Origin of the sequence: Parashewanella hymeniacidonis (assembly GCF_016900895.1) — a bacterium.
Lineage (GTDB): Bacteria > Pseudomonadota > Gammaproteobacteria > Enterobacterales > Shewanellaceae > Parashewanella > Parashewanella hymeniacidonis.
The window spans coordinates 1-2,708 of record NZ_JAFEUN010000221.1; the positions used below are offsets into that span (position 1 = coordinate 1).

The 2,708-nt window shown below is 39.3% G+C and carries 2 protein-coding genes and 1 other RNA gene; all 3 read right to left on the reverse strand.

Annotated features, from left to right (window positions below):
- Positions 1–123: 123 nt before the first annotated feature.
- Positions 124–576: an azurin gene (gene azu / locus JQC92_RS21720; RefSeq protein ID WP_205001619.1), complete on the reverse strand. Its 453-nt coding sequence runs from the start codon at positions 574–576 to the stop codon at positions 124–126.
- A 65-nt stretch (positions 577–641) separates the two neighbouring features.
- A complete protein-coding gene (locus JQC92_RS21725; RefSeq protein WP_205001620.1) occupies positions 642–2,027 on the reverse strand; it encodes a class II fumarate hydratase in 1,386 nt (461 codons plus the stop codon).
- A 254-nt stretch (positions 2,028–2,281) separates the two neighbouring features.
- An RNA gene (gene ffs / locus JQC92_RS21730) (signal recognition particle sRNA small type) lies at positions 2,282–2,379 on the reverse strand.
- Positions 2,380–2,708: the final 329 nt, after the last annotated feature.

Sequence of the window (2,708 nt, forward strand, 5' to 3'; positions counted from 1 at the left end):
GGATACCATCAAGGCTACAAGACAGATTTCTTGATAAATAAGCCGAATATATGACAGCAATGAACCCTGTTTTTTCAAAAACTAATGCCTTGTAAATAGGGGAGAGTCCATATATGGGTATATCTACTTCATAACTGTAAACATGCCATTCATGACTGCATGGTGCCCGATAAAGCTACAAAAATATTTATAATCTCCGCCTACCATCAGCATTTTGGTATCAAACGTTACACTTGCCATTTCTCCACCACCGATAATTTTGGTAGCCGCAATGACTCGCTTATCGCCATCCATGAGATAGTTTTTCGCTAAACCAGCCTTCATACCATCCATAGCAATAGGATCCATATCAGAGGTTTTTGAAAGCACCCAATTATGTCCCATTGTTGTTTTTGGTAATTTACCGACATGTTTTAAATTGATGGTCACTTTGTCGCATTTGGATTTAGAGATCTCGATACTTTTTTTACTGAAACTGAGTGCATCCATTACTTCAACATCAATCATACAATTCTCAGCCATAGCATTGGAAGTGAATGCCAGAGCGCATAACGATAATAGGGATTTAAATTTCATAACGTAATTTCCTTATTGTGTTAGAAGATAACTATTACGATTGTTGGTTAAGATAAGATCAATTTCTAAACTTGATTTCCACCCAATGTAAGTTTTACAGGGTCAAGTAACTTTGTTAATTCCTCTACTGATATATCCGTATTTTCAGCAGCGACTTCAATCACAGGACGCCCTTCCCTATAAGCTTGCTTTGCTATGTCAGCCGCTTTCGAATAACCAATAATTGGATTTAACGCCGTGACTAAAATTGGATTGCGAGACAATGTTTCTTTCAATTTAGCTTCATTTACTTTGAATGATGTAATCGCTTTATCTGCCATTAATCGACTTACATTCGCAATCAACTTCATGCTTTCAAGTAAATTATTGGCGACCAAAGGTAACATTACATTTAACTCAAAGTTACCTGACTGACCAGCAACTGTAATTGCAGCATCATTACCAATAACTTGCGCCGAAACCATCGCTGCTGCTTCAGGAATAACGGGGTTTACTTTGCCCGGCATGATTGAAGAGCCAGGTTGTAAAGCTTCAAGCTCAATTTCTCCGAGCCCAGCCAATGGACCAGAGTTCATCCAACGTAAATCATTAGCAATTTTAAGCATAGAAACAGCCGTTGCTTTTAATTGCCCAGAAACAGCAACAGCAATATCTTGCGAACCAATATGGCTAAAAAATTGAGCCGCAGGTGTAAATGCTAAACCGGTAACTTGTGATAAGTGTTGATTAAATAGCTTTGCAAAACGTGGATCGGCATTGATACCTGTACCTACTGCTGTGCCACCTTGAGCTAGGGTATGAAGTTGTGGCTGAAGTAAGGTAAACCGTGCAATATTGAGGTCAACCTGTTCAGCCCAAGCATCTAGAGTTTGGCTCATTCTGACGGGCATGGCGTCCATCAAATGCGTTCGACCTGTTTTTACAAACGAATCCACTTCTTTAGATTTTGCTCGAATAGTCATAGAAAGGTATTCAAGCGCAGGTAATAAATTTTCAGCAAGCTCAATTGCAGCGCTGATATGAATAGCAGATGGAATGACATCATTGCTGCTTTGACCACAATTAACATGATCATTTGCATTGACCTGTTCCCCACAATGCTGTGATGCCAATGTAGCTAATACTTCATTCGCATTCATGTTAGAGCTAGTACCTGAACCTGTTTGGTATACATCAACGGGAAAATGCTCTGATAAATTATCACTTTCTAGCAGAGTAGCTACTGAAAAGTGAATCGCATCAGCCATCGTGCTTGGAATTAATCCTAGTTCACTGTTTGCTTGTGCAGCCGCTGATTTAAGTTTCAGTAATGCTCGAATAAAGCTCTCCGGCATCCTTTGACCACTGATAGGAAAATTTTGAACAGCTCTCTGAGTTTGTGCTGCATATAAAGCACTTTTAGGAACTTCAAGCTCTCCCATACTGTCACATTCAGTTCTTGTTTCTGACATCACTTTCTCTTTAGACTTAAATGGTAATAGTTATCATTATTAAACCTAAAATATGAAATATCAATAAGCCATTTCAAAAACAATTGAATTTACGTGTCATTAGAGAGGTGCTGATTCGAAGGCAAAAGTAGACATTTAAAGCTTTAATTTACTAGAAACAGCTTCAATAGCATTGATTTAGACAAAATAAACAAAGTAGACAATCATAACATGATAAATAAAAGGAGAATCCAAAATAGAAAATTTTGGAGGCTCCCTCAGAGCCAACACCCCGGCACATAAGTCGCTTGCTGTGGCTGCTGCCTTCCGGCTCTGACCAAGTCCACAAGTTATCATTGCGGGGGGACCCTGAGGTCACCATAGAATTCTTCAGTAAGGAACTGAAGACGAGACGAATTATCCATGATCAGATTGTGCTTAGCAAGTGATTAAACTACATATGATCTCTAAGTGGGTAACTAATGTTCAACTTTTCATAATCAAGAAAAAAAGACAACATCGAGTAGGGTGAGGCATCACTGCCTCATCCCTCTCACAGAACCGTACGTACGGTTCTCTTATACGGCTCCTGCTTAATTCTATTCAGTTACTTCGTACTGAACACATATCCCGTTTGTACCTTTTCTAAGTTAAAGAGTCCCAGCTCATCAAACCACTTATTGGGCATCGCCCAACTCGCTA